14 protein-coding genes are annotated in these 17,255 nt (G+C 69.0%); 9 read left to right on the top strand and 5 right to left on the bottom strand.

The annotated features are described in order from the left end of the window. Positions 1-24 precede the first annotated feature (24 nt). The 6 genes from AC07U4_RS00170 to AC07U4_RS00195 all read left to right on the top strand — a co-directional run bounded on the left by AC07U4_RS00170 (position 25) and on the right by AC07U4_RS00195 (position 6,874). Positions 25-1,680, top strand: a complete 1,656-nt coding sequence (locus tag AC07U4_RS00170; protein WP_495193992.1) for an electron transfer flavoprotein-ubiquinone oxidoreductase — start codon at positions 25-27, stop codon at positions 1,678-1,680. Further along, a complete protein-coding gene (locus tag AC07U4_RS00175) occupies positions 1,652-3,256 on the top strand; it encodes a tetratricopeptide repeat protein (protein WP_495193993.1) in 1,605 nt (534 codons plus the stop codon). Before AC07U4_RS00170 ends, AC07U4_RS00175 begins: the two co-directional genes overlap by 29 nt. Then, complete coding sequence (locus AC07U4_RS00180) at positions 3,253-4,086, top strand: 4-(cytidine 5'-diphospho)-2-C-methyl-D-erythritol kinase (RefSeq protein WP_495193994.1); 834 nt, start codon at positions 3,253-3,255, stop codon at positions 4,084-4,086. Before AC07U4_RS00175 ends, AC07U4_RS00180 begins: the two co-directional genes overlap by 4 nt. 160 nt (positions 4,087-4,246) lie before the next feature. After that, on the top strand, positions 4,247-5,320 hold the full coding sequence (gene recA / locus AC07U4_RS00185; protein WP_038658396.1) for a recombinase RecA: 1,074 nt from the start codon (positions 4,247-4,249) through the stop codon (positions 5,318-5,320). 94 nt (positions 5,321-5,414) lie between these two features. Beyond that, positions 5,415-6,242: a class I SAM-dependent methyltransferase gene (locus tag AC07U4_RS00190; RefSeq protein WP_038658399.1), complete on the top strand. Its 828-nt coding sequence runs from the start codon at positions 5,415-5,417 to the stop codon at positions 6,240-6,242. Then, positions 6,239-6,874, top strand: coding sequence for a glutathione S-transferase family protein (locus AC07U4_RS00195; RefSeq protein WP_038658401.1), 636 nt, complete (start codon positions 6,239-6,241; stop codon positions 6,872-6,874). Before AC07U4_RS00190 ends, AC07U4_RS00195 begins: the two co-directional genes overlap by 4 nt. Before the next feature lie 6 nt (positions 6,875-6,880). Here AC07U4_RS00195 and AC07U4_RS00200 read toward each other — a convergent pair whose 3' ends face one another. Beyond that, positions 6,881-8,194 (bottom strand): dicarboxylate/amino acid:cation symporter, encoded by a 1,314-nt coding sequence (locus tag AC07U4_RS00200; RefSeq protein WP_495193995.1) that lies wholly within the window; start codon positions 8,192-8,194, stop codon positions 6,881-6,883. Between the two features lie 72 nt (positions 8,195-8,266). Here AC07U4_RS00200 and AC07U4_RS00205 point away from each other — a divergent pair, with 72 nt between their 5' ends. From AC07U4_RS00205 to alaS, 3 genes are read left to right on the top strand one after another with little or no spacing between them, the layout of a single operon-like run. Further along, the gene (locus tag AC07U4_RS00205; RefSeq protein ID WP_495193996.1) at positions 8,267-9,526 is read left to right on the top strand and encodes a M24 family metallopeptidase; all 1,260 of its coding nucleotides are present in this window, start codon (positions 8,267-8,269) and stop codon (positions 9,524-9,526) included. Between the two features lie 11 nt (positions 9,527-9,537). Beyond that, the gene (locus tag AC07U4_RS00210) at positions 9,538-9,930 is read left to right on the top strand and encodes a hypothetical protein (RefSeq protein WP_038666114.1); all 393 of its coding nucleotides are present in this window, start codon (positions 9,538-9,540) and stop codon (positions 9,928-9,930) included. Between the two features lie 44 nt (positions 9,931-9,974). Further along, positions 9,975-12,635, top strand: a complete 2,661-nt coding sequence (gene alaS / locus AC07U4_RS00215; RefSeq protein ID WP_495193997.1) for an alanine--tRNA ligase — start codon at positions 9,975-9,977, stop codon at positions 12,633-12,635. A 325-nt stretch (positions 12,636-12,960) separates the two neighbouring features. Here the strand turns inward: alaS and AC07U4_RS00220 are convergent, their stop codons facing one another. The 4 genes from AC07U4_RS00220 to AC07U4_RS00235 form a co-directional block, all read right to left on the bottom strand. Next, positions 12,961-13,518: a hypothetical protein gene (locus AC07U4_RS00220; protein ID WP_038658413.1), complete on the bottom strand. Its 558-nt coding sequence runs from the start codon at positions 13,516-13,518 to the stop codon at positions 12,961-12,963. Between the two features lie 96 nt (positions 13,519-13,614). Continuing rightward, a complete protein-coding gene (locus AC07U4_RS00225; RefSeq protein WP_495193998.1) occupies positions 13,615-13,968 on the bottom strand; it encodes a DUF952 domain-containing protein in 354 nt (117 codons plus the stop codon). Continuing rightward, on the bottom strand, positions 13,965-16,781 hold the full coding sequence (gene gyrA / locus AC07U4_RS00230; RefSeq protein WP_038658420.1) for a DNA gyrase subunit A: 2,817 nt from the start codon (positions 16,779-16,781) through the stop codon (positions 13,965-13,967). Before gyrA ends, AC07U4_RS00225 begins: the two co-directional genes overlap by 4 nt. Before the next feature lie 114 nt (positions 16,782-16,895). Continuing rightward, positions 16,896-17,192, bottom strand: coding sequence for a hypothetical protein (locus AC07U4_RS00235; protein ID WP_038658422.1), 297 nt, complete (start codon positions 17,190-17,192; stop codon positions 16,896-16,898). Between the last annotated feature and the right edge of the window lie 63 nt (positions 17,193-17,255).

A 17,255-nucleotide genomic window follows, 5' to 3' on the forward strand; every position in this document is an offset into this window, starting at 1 on the left:
CGGATGGTGCCCGGGAGTGGAATGATGTCGACACGCGAATCGATGCCCTATGACGTGGTGATCGTCGGCGCCGGCCCGGCGGGCCTGTCGGCGGCGATCCGCTTCAAACAGGTCGCGGCCGAACAGGGTGCCGACCTGTCGGTCTGCGTGCTGGAGAAGGGCTCGGAGGTCGGCGCGCACATCCTGTCGGGTGCGGTGATCGATCCGCGCAGCCTCGACGAACTGCTGCCGAACTGGCGCGAGGATGGCTGCCCGCTCGCCGAGGTGCCGGTGACCGAAAATCACCATTGGGTGCTGACCGCGACCGGCAAGCGCACTTTGCCCGAATTCCTCACCCCGCCGTTCATGCACAACAAGGGGACCTATACCGGCAGCCTCGGCAATCTGTGTCGCTGGCTGGCGGGCAAGGCCGAGGAGCTGGGCGTCGAGATCTTCCCCGGCTTCGCCGCCGCGGAGATCCTGTTCGACGAACAGGGCAGGGTGAAGGGCGTCGCCACCGGCGACATGGGCGTCGCACGCGACGGCACGCACAAGCCCGATTATACGCCGGGGCTCGAGCTCCACGCCAAATACACCTTCTTCGCCGAGGGCGTGCGCGGCCACCTCACCAAGGAGGTGATCCGTACCTTCGATCTGGCCAAGGATGCGCAGCCGCAGGTCTATGGCCTCGGCATCAAGGAATTGTGGGACATCGATCCCGCGCTGCACAGTCCCGGCCGCGTCATCCATACGCAGGGCTGGCCGCTCGGCGACGACGCCAACGGCGGCAGCTGGCTGTATCATCAGGCGAACGGGCAGGTCAGCCTCGGCTTCGTCACCTGGCTCAATTACACCAATCCCTATCTGTCGCCCTTTCAGGAGATGCAGAAGTGGAAGACGCATCCGGAGATCGCCGCGATCCTCAAGGGCGGCAAGCGCGTGTCCTATGGTGCGCGCGCGATCAATGACGGCGGGTTGCAGTCGATCCCGAAGCTGGTCTTCCCCGGCGGCGCGCTGATCGGCTGTTCGGCGGGCTTCCTCAACGTGCCGCGGCTCAAGGGCACGCATGGCGCGATGAAGTCGGGGATGATGGCCGCCGAGGCTGCGGTCGCGGCGATCCTGTCGCAGCGCGAGCGCGACGAACTGGCCGCCTATCCGGCGGCGTTCGAGACGTCGTGGCTGCACAAGGAGCTGTCGGTCGTCCGCAACGTCGTGCCGCTGGTCAAGAAGTTCGGCGACTTCCTCGGCTCGGGCCTCGCCGGCGTGACGATGTGGCTCGAACATTTCGGTCTCAGGATGCCGTTCACGATGAAGCATCATCCCGATCACGAAAGCCTGTGGCGCAAGGATCTGGTCAAGCCGCCGGTCTATCCCAAGCCCGACGGCGTGCTGACCTTCGACCGCCTCTCCTCGGTGTTCCTGTCGAACACCAATCACGAGGAGGACCAGCCGGTCCATCTGACGCTGAGGGACCCGAACGTGCCGGTCGAATACGACCTGCCGCTCTACGACGAACCCGCGCAACGCTATTGCCCGGCCGGCGTTTACGAGATCGTGGGCCAGGAGACCGGCGATCCCAAGTTCGTGATCAACGCGCAGAACTGCGTCCACTGCAAGACGTGCGACATCAAGGACCCGACCCAGAACATCAACTGGGTGGTGCCGGAGGGTGGTGGAGGCCCGAATTATCCCAATATGTAAACGCCTGTTCCTCGCGTCGCTGCTGAGTTTCGGCGCGGTCCCGCCGGCAGCGGCCGACACCGGTCATCTCGCCGACTATCTCAAGGCCGGCGCCGCCGATGCCGACGGCCGGGTCGATCTCGCCGCGGCCGGCTATGCCCGCGCGCTCGCCGCCGCGCCGGCGAGCACGGCCGTCGCGTTGCGCGCCTATCGCGAGGCGCTGGCCGCCGGCGACGTCGCGCTCGCCACCCGCGCCGTCGCGGTGCTGCGCGGCCGACCCGAGGCGCCCGCGGATCTGCCGCTGCTGCCGCTCGCCGTCGCCGCGGCGAAACAGGACGTCGCCGGCGCGACCGCGGCGACCGATGCGCTCGCCGCGACGCCGCTGGCGGTACTGGTGCCGTCGTTGCGCGCGTGGATCGCGTTCGCGCAGGGGAACGATCCCGCGCCACAGATCGCCAAAGCGGGGAAGGACCCGGTCAGCCAGCGGCTCACCGCCGAGACCGCGGCGCTGCTCCAGATCGCCCGCGGCGATACCGCACGGGGGCTGGCCACCATCCAGGCGCTGCGCGAGACGGGGTCGCCGGTCGACCTGCGCCTGTCCGCCGGGCAGTTGCTGTTCGGTCGCGGCGAGACCGATCGGGCGCGGGCGCTGCTCGCCGGCGGCGATCCGGGGTTCGCGGCGGTGCGGGCCGGCGACGCCGCGCAGCCGACGCTCGGGTTCGGCGTGTCGCGGCTGCTCGGGCGGATCGCCGGCGACTTGGCCGATCAGGACGCCACCGATCTGTCGATCGCGCTCGCGCGCACCGCGGTGATCGCTTGTCCGGCCAACGACCGCGCCCGGCTGCTGCTCGCCGCCGCGCTCGCCAAGGACAAGGCGATTCCGCGCGCGCTGGCGACGCTCGACGGCATCGCGCCCGCCAGTCCCTATGCGGCGACCGCCGGCGCGACGCGGATCAGCATCCTGACCACCGCCGGCCGCCCCGCCGACGCGCTGGCGCTCGCTCGCAGCGGTGCCGAGCGGGCAGGGGCGGGCGAGAGCGACTGGCAGACCTATGCCGATCAGCTCAGCGCGATGAACCGTCATCGCGAGGCGGCGGACTGGTATCGCCGCGTCGTCGACGCCGATCCGACCGCATGGAGCGCCTGGCTGCAATATGGCGGCGCGCTCGAACAGGCGGGCGACTGGCCGGCGGGCCGCGTCGCCCTGCAGAAAGCGGTGGCGATCGCGCCGCGCGAGCCGCTCGCGCTCAACTATCTCGGCTATGCGCAGGCGGAGCGGCGGGTCGACGTACCGCAGTCGATCGCGATGCTCGAACGCGCGCATGCGTTGAAGCCCGACGATGCCTCGATCGCCGATTCGCTCGGCTGGGCCTATTTCATCGGCGGCGACGTCACCCGCGCGCAGCCGCTGATCGAAAGCGCCGCCGCGGGCGATCCGATCAATGCGGAGATCGGCGAGCATCTCGGCGACCTCTATTGGACCCGCGGCCGCCGTTACGAGGCGCGCTACGCCTGGCGCGCCGCGGCGCTGACCGCCTCGGCCGATGATGCGACGCGGCTCGCCACCAAGGCGGTGCAGGGGCTGCCGCGCAAATGATCGTCGAGCCGGCGCCTGCCAAGATCAACCTCGCGCTCCACGTCCGTCGTCGTCGCCCCGACGGCTATCACGAGCTGGAGACGCTGTTCGTCTTCGCCGCCGATGGCGACAGCGTGACGGTGGTGCCCGACGCGACCGACCGGTTCGCGATCATCGGGCCGTTCGCCGCCGCGCTCGCCGGCGCTGCGGATTCGGACAATCTGGTGATCCGCGCTGCGCACGCCTTTCGCGCGGCCTTCGGTATCGCGCAGCCGCATGCGATCACGCTCGACAAGCATCTGCCGATTGCCTCGGGGATCGGCGGCGGCTCGGCGGACGCGGCGGCGACGCTGCGGGCGCTCGCCGGGCTGCACGGCATCGCGCCCGACGACCCGCGGCTGTTCGTCATCGCCGAGGCGCTCGGTGCCGACGTCCCCGCCTGCCTGCTCGGCCGCGCGACGCTCGGCACGGGGAAGGGCGAGGCGTTGCTGCCGGTCGAGGGGCTGGCGGGCATGCCGCTGCTGCTGGTCAATCCCGGGGTCGCGGTGAGCACCGCGGCGGTGTTCGCGAGATGGGATGGCGTGGACCGCGGTGGCATTGCCGCCGACGGCGATGTGCTCGCGCGTGCGCTGGTCGGGCGCAACGACCTGCAGGCGCCGGCGGTGGCGATCGCGCCGGCGATCGCCGCGGTGTTGGCGCTGCTCGATGCGGCGGCGGGTGTGCGTCTGGCGCGGATGTCGGGCAGCGGTGCGACCTGTTTCGCGCTGTTCGAGTCGGTCGCGGCACGCGACGCCGCGGCGGCGCGCGCAGGCGCCGAGGGGTGGTGGACGCTGGCGACGACGCTGACCTGAGCCCGCTCTTCGCGGACGCCTTTCCGGTGCGGGATGGCGAAACACCCATAATCCTGCCGCGGCTTAGCGTTCCCCTCTTGTTCCAAGAGAACAAACGCCGTACATAGCAAAACAGACGCGTTGCCCCGGTGACGCGCTTGCTCTAGCGAGGAACCTCCCGATGGCCGCCAATCTGAAAGTGATCGACACCGGCATGGCAACCGCATCCACCGACCGGCAGAAGGCGCTCGACGCCGCGCTGGCCCAGATCGACCGCGCCTTCGGCAAGGGCTCGGCGATGAAGCTCGGCGCGAAACAGTCGATGGAGGTCGAGACGATCTCCACCGGTTCGCTCGGCCTCGATATCGCGCTCGGCGTCGGCGGCCTGCCGCGCGGCCGCGTGATCGAGGTCTATGGCCCCGAATCGTCGGGCAAGACGACGCTCGCGCTGCACGTCATCGCCGAGGCGCAGAAAGGCGGCGGCACCGCCGCCTTCGTCGACGCCGAACATGCACTCGATCCCGTCTATGCCAAGAAGCTCGGCGTCAACATCGACGAGCTGATCGTCTCGCAGCCCGACACCGGCGAACAGGCGCTCGAGATCGTCGACACGCTCGTCCGCTCGAACGCGATCGACGTGCTGGTGGTCGATTCGGTCGCCGCGCTCGTGCCCCGTGCGGAAATCGAGGGCGAGATGGGCGACAGCCACGTCGGCCTGCAGGCCCGGCTGATGTCGCAGTCGCTGCGCAAGCTGACCGGTTCGATCAGCCGCTCGCGCTGCATGGTGATCTTCATCAACCAGCTGCGCATGAAGATCGGCGTGATGTACGGCAATCCGGAGACGACGACGGGCGGCAACGCGCTGAAATTCTACGCCTCGGTCCGTCTCGACATCCGCCGCACCGGCGCGATCAAGGACAAGGAAGAGGTCACCGGCAACGCTACGCGCGTCAAGGTCGTCAAGAACAAGGTCGCGCCGCCGTTCAAGCAGGTCGAATTCGACATCATGTATGGCGAGGGCATCTCCAAGATCGGCGAGATCCTCGATCTCGGCGTCAAGGCCGGGCTGGTCGAGAAATCGGGTGCGTGGTTCAGCTACGACAGCGTCCGCATCGGCCAGGGCCGCGAGAATTCGAAGACCTATCTGCGCGAGCATCCCGAAATGGCCGACCGCCTCGAAAAGGCGATCCGTCAGCGCACCGAGAAGGTCGCCGAGGAGATGATGGCCGGTCCGGAAGCCGACGACGACATCTGATGCCGGCACATCGATAAGCACGAAACGAGAGGCTCGCCGGCAACGGCGGGCCTCTTTTGCTTGGAATTGCGCCAACCTTCTCCGGAGACTGCCGATGACCACCCATATTGACTGGACCGGCCGCGTCGGCACCGTCTGGGCGGAGGAATGGCGCCGGACCGAGCGCGCCTTCGCCGATCTCGCTCCACGGCTCGACGCCGCGATCCTCGCTGCCGCGCCGGCCGGCGCGATCAATGCGCTCGACATCGGCTGCGGTGCCGGTGCCACCGCCGCCGCGCTCGCCGCAGCGCGGCCAGACGCGCAAGTCACCGGTGCCGATCTGTCACCCGACCTCGTCGCCGTCGCCGAGGCGCACCATGCGCGCGCCAACCTCAGCTTCCGCACCGCCGACGCGTTGGTCGCCGCTGCCGGGCTCGCGCCGCTCGACCTGATCGTTTCGCGCCACGGCGTCATGTTCTTCGCCGATCCCGCGGCTGCCTTCACCCGTCTTGCTGCCGCGACGCGGCCCGGTGGCCGCTTGGTGTTCAGCTGCTTCGCCGCCGTCGCCGACAATCCCTGGGCGACGCTGATCACCCCCGCGCCGCAACGCTCGGGCAGCTACGTGCCCGGCCCCTTCGCCTTCGCCGATCCGGAGGCGGGCGCTGCGGTCCTCGCCGCCGGCGGCTGGGCCGACGCGACCGCCGTTCTCACCCGCTTCAGCTATCGCGTCGGCGCGGGGGAGGAGGCGGTAGAGGATGCCGTCGCCTTCCTCACCCGCATCGGACCTGCCGCCTCCCGGCTCCGCGATGCCGCCGCGGAAGACCGGCCGGCGCTTCTCGCCCGCCTGCGCGCGGCGCTGACGGCGCAACGAAATGGCCCTGTCGTGGATTTCCCTGCGGCGGCCTGGCTATGGACCGCCCGCGCGACAGGGGAGACCGTATGATCATCGTCCACCATCTCGAGAACAGCCGCTCGCAGCGGATCTTGTGGATGCTCGAAGAATTGGGCCTCGATTATCAGATCAAGCGGTATCAGCGCGATCCCAAGACGATGCTGGCGCCGCCCGAGCTGAAGCGCGTCCACCCGCTCGGCAAGTCGCCGGTGATCGAGGACCTCGACGCCAACGGCGGCCGGGTGATCGCGGAGACCGGTGCGATCGTCGAATATCTCGTCGAGAAGGCTGACGGCCGGCTCGGGCCGCCGGCGCATCGCGAGTCGGTGCTGCGCTACCGCTTCTGGCTCCATTATGCCGAGGGTTCGATGATGCCGCCGCTGCTGCTCAAGCTGGTGCTCGGCCGCATCCCGCTGATGGGCAAGGCGGCGGTCAAGCGCATCCAGCCGATGATCGACGTCCATCTCGACTATGTCGAAGCGGAGCTGGCGCAACGCCCGTGGTTCGCCGGCGACGTGATGACCGCCGCCGACATCATGATGAGCTTCCCGCTCGAAGCGGCGCGCAGCCGCGCCGGCCTCGATGCCTCGCGCCCGGCGACGATCGCCTGGCTCGAGAAGGTCCATGCGCTGCCGGCCTATCAGGCGGCGCTGGAGAAGGGCGGCCGCTACGCCTACGCCTGATGGCGGCTAGTGCCGGAAGCTGGTCGCTGCCGGTGCCGCCGGCCCCTCGGCCACCGCGGGGTCGATCGTCGCGGGCTCGCGCGGATCGAACCCGCCCTCCCATTTCGCCACCACCGACGCCGCCACCGCGTTGCCGATCACGTTGGTCGCGGTGCGCCCCATGTCGAGGAAATGGTCGATCGCGAGGATCAGCAGCAGGCCCGCTTCGGGGATCTTGAACACCGGCAGCACCGCCGCGATCACGACGAGGCTGGCGCGCGGCACGCCGGCGATGCCCTTGGACGAGATCATCAGGAACAGGAGCATCGCGATCTGCGTGCCGAGCGGCAGGTCGATGCCATAGGCCTGGGCGATGAACAGCGACGCGAAGGTCATGTAGATCATCGAGCCGTCGAGGTTGAACGAATAGCCGAGCGGCAGCACGAAGCTGGCGATGCGCGGCGGCACCCCGAACTTGTCGAGCGCCTCCAGCATGCGCGGATAGGCGGCTTCCGACGAGGCGGTGGTGAAGGCGACGAGCAGCGGCTCGCGGACGTAGCGGATCAGATCGCGGATGCGCGGCCCGATGAACAGGAAGCCGATGCCGAGCAGGATCGCCCACAGGCACAGCAAGGCGAGATAGAAGCTGCCCATGAAGAAGGCGAGCTGGCCGATCACCCCGGCGCCGCGCTCGGTCAGCGTCGCCGCCACCGCGCAGAACACCGCGAGCGGCGCGACGCGCATGACGTAATCGGTGATCCGCAGCATCACCGCGACCAGACCGTCGATCGCCCGGGTCAGCGGCGCGGCGCGCTCGCCGACCGCGGTGATCGCGACGCCGACGAAGATCGAGAAGACGACGATCTGCAGGATCTCGTTGGTCGCCATCGCCTCGACCATCGAAGCGGGGACGATGTGGGTGATGAATTTGTCGAGGCTGAACGCGGCGGTGGCGATGCCGGCATCGGCGTCGACCGGCGGCAGCGGCAGGTTGATACCGACCCCCGGCCGGATCAGATTGACCAGGATCAGCCCGAGCCCGAGCGACAGCAGGCTGGCCGAGACGAACCAGCCGATCGCCTTGGCGCCGACCCGGCCGAGCGCCGACGTATCGCCCATCTGGGTGATGCCGCTGACCAGCGTGGCGAAGACGAGCGGCGCGATGATCATCTTGATCAGTCGCAGGAAAACGGTGGTGCCGATCGCGAAATAGCCGGCGATGCCCTTCAGCCGCGCCGCCGCCGCTGGCGAACCGTCGTCGAGCCAGCCGTTGATCGCCAGTCCCACCACGACACCGAGCAACAGGCCGATCACGATAAACAAGGTCAGCCGTTTGGCCATGCACGAAACTCCAGGATTTGCCTCTAGGGAAGGGGATTGCGGCCGCCGGGTCAAGCGCCGTATCGCTGCGTCATGGTCTTCAGCCCCTCGCGCCGTTCGCTCCTCGCCGCCGCCGCGGCGGTGCCGCTCCTGTCGTCGGCGCTGCTCCGCGCCGCCGAACCCGATCTGTCCGCGTTGCGCGACATCACGACGGGCGCGGTGCCGATCGGGCCGGAGGAGCGCGCGCGCCGGCTCGCCCGCGCACAGGCGCTGATGGCGGCGAACGGGCTTGGCGCGGTGCTGATCGAGCCGGGCTCGTCGATGCTCTATTTCACCGGCGTGCGCTGGGGGCGCAGCGAACGGCCGACGCTGGCGATCCTGCCGCGCGAGGGCGAACCGCTGATCGTCACGCCCTTCTTCGAGGAGCCGTCGGTCCGCCAGACGCTGAGCGTCCCCGCCGCGGTGCGCGTCTGGCAGGAGGACGGCAACGCGCTGGCCGTCGTCGCCGGCTGGCTGAAGGAGCGCGGACTCGACCGGCTGCCGATCGGCATCGAGGAGACGACGCGCGTCTTCATCCCGACCGACCTCGCCCGCTTCGCCCCTGACGCACGGCAGGTGAGCGCCAATCCGGTGGTGCGCGGCTGCCGGATGATCAAGACGCCCGCCGAACTCGCGTTGATGCAGGTCGCGACCGAGGTGACGCTCGCCGCCTATCGCTGGCTGGCGCCGCGGGTCGAGGCGGGGATGACCGGCAGCCAGATCGGCGCGATGATGTCCGCCGCGACCACCCGGCTCGGCGGCGCTCCCGAATTCGTGCTGGCGCTGATCGGTCCCGCCGCCGCGCTGCCGCACGGCAGCCGCGAGGTGCATCGCATCGCCGCGGGAGAGATCCTGCTGATGGATTGCGGCTGCACCGTGCAGGGCTATCAATCCGATATCTCGCGGACCTGGGTGCCGCAGGGCAGCGCCACCGTCGCGCAGCGCAAGGTCTGGGATCAGGCGGCGCGCGGCCAGCAGGTCGCCCTCGCCGCGGCGCGGATCGGCGTCACCGCGGGCAGCGTCGACGATGCGGTGCGGCGCTATTACACCGGCCTCGGCTACGGCCCCGACTATAAACTGCCCGGCCTGTCGCACCGTACCGGCCACGGCATCGGCATGGACGGCCACGAACCCGTCAACCTCGTCCGCGGCGAGACGACGCGGCTGGCCGCCGGCATGTGCTTCTCGAACGAGCCCGGCATCTACCTGCCCGGCCAGTTTGGCGTCCGGCTGGAGGACTGCTTCCACATGACCGCCGAGGGGCCGCGCTGGTTCAGCACGCCGCCCAAGTCGATCGATCAACCTTTCGGATGAAGGACCAGCATATGCGGCTTTCCTGCGCCTACGCCCTTGCTCTGCTGTCGCTTGCCGGACCCGCGGTCGCGGCGCAGCCGCCGGGCTTGCCGAAGCGGGTCGGGACATGCGTGTTCAGCACGGTGCGCAACGTGTCCGCGCGGCTGGAGGATGGGTCGGGCCGGCCGGTGCCCGAGAGTGGAACGAGCATATCCCTCGCCAATGGCCTGTACGGTGTCTCCTACAGCCGCGTCGCGGCGGCACAGAATGCGCGGCGGGGGGATCGCGTGCTCGCCTGCCTCGTCAGTATCCCACGGCATTGCCCGCCGGGCGACGATCGCGGCCGGATCTATACGACGACCAACCTGCGCACGATGGAATCGTGGACGCTGCCCGACTCGCAGCACATGTGTGGTGGCGCGTAACGACGCTTGAGGGCGGGCCGTCTCTCGCCTAAGTCGCTTGGTCTATGACCTCGACCAACGACATCCGCCGCGGCTTCCTCGACTATTTCGCGAGCGCGGGCCATGCCATCGTGCCCTCCGCGCCGCTGGTGCCGCAGAACGACCCGACGCTGATGTTCGTCAACGCCGGGATGGTGCCGTTCAAGAACGTCTTCACCGGCCTCGAAAGCCGGCCCTACACCACCGCGACCAGCAGCCAGAAGTCAGTGCGCGCCGGCGGCAAGCACAACGATCTCGACAATGTCGGCTATACCGCGCGGCATCATACCTTCTTCGAGATGCTCGGCAATTTCTCGTTCGGCGATTATTTCAAGGAACAGGCGATCCACCACGCCTGGACCCTGCTGACGAGCGTCTGGGGTATTCCGGCCGAGAAGCTGACCGCCACCGTCTATCATACCGACGACGAGGCGTTCGGCCTGTGGACCAAATATCTGCCCGAAGAGCGGATCATCCGCATCGCCACCAAGGACAATTTCTGGGCGATGGGCGACAGCGGCCCGTGCGGCCCCTGTTCCGAGATCTTCTACGACCATGGCGACCACATCCCGGGTGGCCCTCCCGGCAGCCCGGACGAGGATGGCGACCGCTTCGTCGAGATCTGGAACCTCGTCTTCATGCAATATGAGCAGGAGGCCAATGAGATCGTCGGCGAGCTGCCCAAGAAGTCGATCGACACCGGCATGGGGCTGGAGCGGATCGCCGCGGTGCTGCAGGGCGTCCACGACAATTACGATACCGACACGTTCAAGGCGCTGATCGCTGCCTCGACCTCGCTGACCGGCACCGATGCCGAGGGGCCGCGGCGGGCGTCGCATCGCGTCATTGCCGATCATCTCCGCTCGTCCGGCTTCCTCGTCGCCGACGGGGTGCTACCTGCGAACGAGGGCCGGGGCTATGTGCTGCGGCGGATCATGCGGCGCGCGATGCGCCACGCGCATCTGCTCGGCGCCAAGGAGCCGTTGATGCACCGGCTGGTGCCGGCGCTGGTCGCAGAGATGGGCGCCGCCTATCCCGAGCTGGTCCGCGCGCAGCCGCTGATCGAGGCGACGTTGCGCCAGGAAGAGACGCAGTTCCGCAAGACGCTCGACAAGGGGCTGAAGCTGCTCGACGAGGCGACCGTCGACATGGCCGAGGGCGCGACGCTCGCCGGCGAGACCGCGTTCCGGCTCTACGACACGTTCGGCTTCCCCTACGACCTCACCGAGGACGCGTTGCGCGAGCGCGGGCTGACCGTCGATCGCGCCGGCTTCGATGCGGCGATGGCCGAGCAGAAGCGTGCTGCCCGCGCCGCCTGGAAGGGCTCGGGCGCCAAGGCATCGGACGATCTGTGGTTCGACATCGCCGAGGAGACCGGCTCGACCGAATTCATCGGCTATAGCGCCGACGTCGGTGAGGGCGAGGTAGTCGCGCTGGTCAGGGACGGTGCACGCGTCGATCAGGCGGCGGCGGGCGACACCGTCGCGATTATTGTCAACCAGACGCCCTTCTATGGCGAGAGCGGCGGGCAGGTCGGCGACACCGGCACGATCACGACCGACGGCGGCCTGAGGGCCGTGGTGACCGAGACCTCGAAGCAATTGGGCCGCGTCTTCGTCCATCATGCGGTGATCGAGGGCGGTGCGATCAAGGTCGGCGATGCCGTCCGTCTCCAGATCGACGTCGCGCGTCGCGCGCAGATCCGCGCCAACCATTCGGCGACGCATCTGCTGCACGAGGCGCTGCGCCAGCGGCTCGGCACGCATGTTGCGCAAAAGGGCTCGCTGGTCGCGCCCGAGCGGCTGCGCTTCGACGTCTCGCACCCGGTGGCGATGACGGCGGAGGAACTCGCCGACGCCGAGATAGCGGTCAACGCGCAGATCCGCGGCAACGGCAGCGTGACGACGCGGCTGATGACCCCCGACGAGGCGATCGCCGAGGGCGCGATGGCGCTGTTCGGCGAGAAATACGGCGACGAGGTCCGCGTCGTGTCGATGGGCACCGAGGATGGCGGCAAGACCTATTCGGTCGAGCTGTGCGGCGGCACCCACGTCAATGCGCTCGGCGACATCGGCCTGTTCAAGGTGGTCGGCGAGGGCGCGGTGTCGTCGGGCGTGCGGCGCGTCGAGGCGCTGACCGGCGAGGCGGCGCGCGCCTATCTCAACGGTCGCGACGAGCGGCTGCGCGAGGCGGCGAGCGCGCTCAAGACGACGCCCGACGAGGTGCCGGCGCGGGTGATCGCGCTGCTCGACGAGCGGCGGCGGCTGGAGCGGGAACTCGCCGAGGCGAAGAAGGCGCTGGCAATGGGCGGTGGCGCCGGTGGTGCGGCCGCGGGACCGGAGCAGGTCGGCGGTGTCGCGTTCATCGGTCAGGTGCTCGACGGCTTCGAGGCGAAGGGGCTGCGTGGCGCGGTCGATGACGCCAAGCAGCGCCTGGGCGGCGCGGGCGTCGCGGTGATGGTCGCGGTCAACGACGGTCGCGCCTCGATCGCGGTCGGGGTGAGCGATGATCTGGTCGGCCGCGTCAATGCGGTCGACCTGCTGCGCCGCGCGGTTGCGGTGCTCGGCGGGCAGGGTGGCGGCGGCCGGCCCGACATGGCGCAGGGTGGTGGTCCCGACGGGGCGAAGGCGGCGGACGCGGTCGAGGCGATCCGCGCGACGCTGACGGAGCAGGCGGTCGCGGCCTGAAGATCGTCAGTTGGTGATGCGGCGGTGAGCGTGACGGTGCCGACGAGGCTCGACGTTCAAGCCTGAAGAAAGTCCTCCCCCGCCAGGGGGAGGTGGCATGCCGAAGGCATGACGGAGGGGGAGGACACGCAACCGAGGTCGTCGCTTACCTCCCCCTCCGTCACGGCTTCGCCGCGCCACAGTGCCGGGTCGCACATGCCCCCGGCATGTGCTTGGATTGCCGGGGGCAATCCAACCCGGCACTCCCTGGCGGGGGAGGAATTGACTGGATATCGCTCCCGCCGTCGTACGCCGAAAACGGGGAGGGCGGACCCTCCCCGATCCGTTACTTCGCCGCGCCGGTGGTGGCCGCCGCGAGCTGGTCGGCGGTGATGCCGGCGACGATCTTGCCGCTCGCATCGGCGCTGAAGCCGGCGATCGGCAGCTTGACGTCGCCCTTGGCGGTGGTCAGCGTGACGAATTGCGCGTCGGCCGCCTTGATCGTGCCGAGCGTCGCGCCGTTGAGGCCGGTCACCGACGTGCCGGGGGTCAGCTTGGACTTCACCGCCGCCTGCGCCTGTGCCTGCGAACTGGCGACCGCGGCGTCGAGATCGGCCTTGGTCATCGCCATCGCGAAGCCCTTGTCGGTCTTGCCGATCGACGCGGGGGGGACGGGCACCTGCGCGGTGCCGGTGTTGAGGATCACCGCCTGCGGGGTGATGCTGGCGACGGTGCCGAGCGCGACGCCCGCACTGTCATAGATCGTCGCGCCGACGGTGGGCGCGGTAGCGGTGGCGGAACCGGTGGCGGTCGCCGCGGCGCCAGGGGCAGGCTGGGCTTGCTGTGCCAGAGCCGCGGCGGGCACCATCATCAGGCTGCCGATCGTCAGGGCCAGGGTACGCATTGGAATTCTCCCATCTTGGTCGTTGTGACGGGGTAACGATGGTGTTCCAAATGCGGTTCCGCCCGCCTTTCTCGGCGAGCGGAGCCTGAACCGGGATCAGCCGGCGATCGGCAATCGGACCGTCCCGTCCGCGGCACGCTCCAGCGGACCGTAAGCGATGACGGTTTCGAGCAGCAGCGGCTCGTAGAGATGCGGGAAAAGCTGGCCGCCGCGCGATTTCTCCCACTTCAGCGTGTCGCCGAAGCTGCCGAGGTCGATTGCGACGACGTGCAGGTCGCTCTGCCCGGCGAAATGCTTGTCGACCGTCTCGGTGAGCTGTGCCGCCGTCGACATATGGATGTAGCCGTCGGCCAGGTCGACCGGCGCCCCGGCGAACTGCCGGTTCCGCTCCAGCGCCGCCATCTGCTCGGCGGTCAGCACCTTATACGCGGTGGTAGGACGCTGGCTCATGCCTCATCCCCGCTCTCGCCGTCGTCGCTGTCGTCGACCTGCTCGTCCATCGTCTGCGGGCCGGTGCCGTCGTCGACCACCAGATCGTCCCCGCCCGGCAGCGCCGGGGTGCTGCCCAATTCCTCGGCGATCACCGCCTCGGCCTCGTTTTCGGGCTCTTCCTCCTCGTCGATCCGCGCGGCCGAGACGACATGTTCGTCCTTGGCGACGCTGAACAGCGTCACGCCCTGCGTGTTGCGGCCGGTGACGCGGACGTCGCCGACCGACATGCGGATCAGCTTGGCCTGATCGGTGACCAGCATCAGTTGCTCGCCCGAATGCGCCGGGAAGCTCGCCACCACCGGCCCGTTGCGGCCGGCGGAGACGATGTTGGTGATGCCCTGGCCGCCGCGGTTGGTGCGGCGATATTCATAGGCCGAGGTGCGCTTGCCATAGCCGTTCTGGGTGACGGTGAGGATGAACTCCTCCGCGGCCTCGAACTCGGCCATCCGCTCGGGCGGCAGCGCCGCCTCGCGCTCGCCTTCCTTCCAGGCCGCGGCTTTCAGATATTGCTCGCGCTCTTCGGTGGTGGCGTGGAAGCCGCGCAGGATCGAGAGCGAGATCACCTCGTCGCCCTCGCCGAGGCTGACGCCGCGTACGCCGGTCGAGGTGCGGCTCTGGAATTCGCGCACGTCGGTGGCGGCGAAGCGGATCGCCTTGCCGTTGCGCGTGGCGAGCAGCACGTCGTCACTCTCGGTCAGCACCGCGACCCCGATCAATTTGTCGTCGGACCCTTCGTCGAAGCGCATCGCCAACTTGCCGTTCGACGGGATGTTGGCGAAGGCGTCCATCGCGTTGCGGCGGACGGTGCCGTTGGCGGTGGCGAACATGACGTGCAGGTCGCCCCAGCGCGTCTCGTCCTCGGGCAGCGGCAGGACGGTCGAGATCGTCTCGCCCGGCGCCAGCGGCAGCAGGTTGATCATCGGCCGGCCGCGCGTCGCCGGCCCGCCCTCGGGCAGGCGCCAGACCTTCTTGCGATAGACCTTGCCGAGGTTGGAGAAGAACAGCACCGGCGTGTGCGTCGAGGTGACGAACAGGCTGGTGATCGCATCCTCTTCCTTGGTCGCCATGCCGGCGCGCCCCTTGCCGCCGCGCTTCTGCGCGCGGAAGGCGTCGAGCGGCGTGCGCTTGATATAGCCCTGCACCGTGACGGTGACGACCATGTCCTCGCGCTCGATCAGATCCTCGTCGTCGATGCCGTCGGCGGCAGCGGCGATCTCGGTCCGGCGCGGCGTCGCGAAGATCGAGCGGACGTCGACCAGCTCCTCGCGCATCACCTCGTAGAGGCGCTTGCGATTGCCGAGGATCTCGAGCAGCGCGGCGATCGAATCGGCGAGGCCCTTGAGCTCGTCGCCGATCTCGTCCCGACCCAAAGCGGTGAGGCGATGCAGGCGCAGATCGAGGATCGCGCGGACCTGCACGTCGGACAGGCGGTAGCTCTCGCCGACCTGGATGCCCTCGACCGCCTCGACCAGGCTGAGATAGGGGGCGATCTCGGCGACCGGCCATTCGCGCGCCAGCAGCGCGGCGCGCGCCTCCGCCGGGCTAGACGAGCCGCGGATGATCCGCACCACCTCGTCGAGGTTGGTGACCGCGATCACCAGCCCGAGCAGGATATGCGCCCGGTCGCGCGCCTTGTTGAGCTCGAACTTGGAGCGGCGGGTGATGACCTGTTCGCGGAACTGGACGAAGGCCTGGATGATGTCCTTGAGGTTCAGCGTCTCCGGCCGGCCGCCGCGGATCGCGAGCATGTTGGCGGGGAAGGACCCCTGCGCCGGCGTGTGCCGCCAGAGCTGGTTGAGCACCACGTCCGGCGTCGCGTCGCGCTTGAGGTCGATGACGATGCGCACGCCCTCGCGGTTCGATTCGTCGCGGATGTCGCTGACGCCCTCGATGCGCTTGTCCTTGGCGGCCTCGGCGATCTTCTCGACCAGCGCGTTCTTGCCCTGCTGGAAGGGGATGGCGGTGAGCACGATCGAGCGCCGGTCGCCACGGCTCTCCTCGACGATATGGCGCGAGCGGACGATGATCGAGCCGCGGCCGGTATGATAGGCGGAGCGCGCGCCCGCCTTGCCGAGGATGATCGCACCGGTCGGGAAGTCGGGGCCGGGGACAATCTCGATCAGCTCGTCGATCGAGATCGTGCCGCCGGCCATCGTCGCATCGATATAGGCGATGCAGGCGTCGACCACCTCGCCGAGATTGTGCGGCGGGATGTTGGTCGCCATGCCGACCGCGATGCCGCCGGCGCCATTGACGAGCAGATTGGGGAAACGCGCCGGCAACACCTGCGGCTCGCGCTCGCTGGCATCGTAATTGGGCTGGAAATCGACGGTATCCTTGTCGAGATCCTCCATCAGATAATTGGCGGCGCGGGCGAGGCGCGCCTCGGTGTAGCGCATCGCGGCGGGCGGATCGGGGTCCATCGAGCCGAAATTGCCCTGGCCGTCGATCAGCGGCAGGCGCATCGCCCAATCCTGCGTCATCCGCGCCAAGGCGTCGTAGATCGAGGTGTCGCCGTGCGGGTGGTATTTACCGATCACGTCGCCGACGATGCGCGCCGACTTGCGGTATGGACGGTTGAACAGGAAGCCGTTTTCCTGCGCCGAGAACAGGATGCGGCGATGGACCGGCTTCAGCCCGTCGCGCACGTCGGGCAGCGCGCGCGCCACGATGACGCTCATCGCATAGTCGAGGTAGCTCGACTTCATCTCGTCGACGATGGAAATCGTCGAAATGTCGGAGGGTTCGGCGAGGGTGGTCTCGTCGGCCAAGGCTATACGCTTTCGGATTGTTACAGAAGTGTGCCGATCTTGTAGGACCACCCGGACCGAAAGTCACGCGCGCACGCACATACGCGTGCGCGCGGGATACAGGAGTGGCGACGCTTATTTCTTGCAGGCGGTCTTGGTCGCGTTGCCGGCCTTGCTGCAATCGTAGGTGACGGTCTTGCCGGTGCTGGTCTTGGTCGTCACCATCCGGCCCTTGGCGGCGGAGGTGGTGCGCGTCGTCGTCTTGGCCGTCGCGGTCGGGCGGCCGACTGCGGGCTTGGTGGTGGTCGTCGTGCGGCTGGTCGCCACCGTCCTGGCGGTGGTCTTCGGCGTGGCGGCCTGCGTGGCGAGGGCCGCCGAGCCGCAGCACAGCGACGCGACGGCCAGCATGGCGAAGGGCAGGGACTTGGTCATGGCATCATCTCCAGCGGCGGACGCGTGGATCGCGTCGTCCTGCCGGCAAGGATGCGCGCGCCG

The sequence above is a fragment of the Sphingomonas sp. GW821-FHT02B09 genome (assembly GCF_059421875.1).